The 663-nt window shown below is 40.1% G+C and carries 1 protein-coding gene; it reads left to right on the forward strand.

From position 1 onward, the window contains the following. Positions 1-114 precede the first annotated feature (114 nt). A complete protein-coding gene (locus A6E03_RS17920) occupies positions 115-639 on the forward strand; it encodes a flavodoxin family protein (RefSeq protein ID WP_065601433.1) in 525 nt (174 codons plus the stop codon). The last annotated feature ends 24 nt before the right edge of the window (positions 640-663 follow it).

The raw sequence follows: 663 nt of genomic DNA on the forward strand, positions 1-663 counted from the left end.
AGGCTTAATCTGCATGGTAGTAAACGTGTTATGCAGGCGTTATGTTTTTAAGAAGGGAAGGGAAGTCCATTGAAGATTGCAATAATTTATTTTACGCATACAGATGCTACGGGAATGTTGGCAAACTCAATAGCGAAGGGTATAAAAGAAGAAGATTCTAATATCGAAATTCTTGAACATAAAATATGTGGTAAGGAAATAATAGAAGGACGGTTTGTAAATCCTTCTTTGTTTGACAGTCTTCTATCTTGCGATGCAATCATAATGGGGTCACCTACATATATGGGTGGCGTTTCTGCACAGTTTAAGGCCTTCGCAGATGCAAGTAGTGAATATTGGAGCGAGCAATTGTGGGCTAATAAAGTAGCGGCAGGCTTTACAAGTGGTAGTGCTTTAAATGGCGATCAGTCAAGTAGCCTAAATTACTTAGTCACTTTAGCTAACCAACATGGGATGTATTGGGTTGGTTTAGATCTCGCGCATGGGTATAGAGATCTTGGATTAAACCGACTGGGTTGCCAGGTTGGAGTTGTTTCTCAATCTTTCAATGGTAACGTACATAGCATTGACGACCTTACTGCACAGTATTTGGGTAAGCGTGTTGCTAGTGTCGTTGCTAAACTTGCACCCAAAACATAACAAATGCATCAACACGATTTGCTA

It is taken from the genome of Aliivibrio sp. 1S128 (assembly GCF_001691065.1).
GTDB lineage: Bacteria > Pseudomonadota > Gammaproteobacteria > Enterobacterales > Vibrionaceae > Aliivibrio.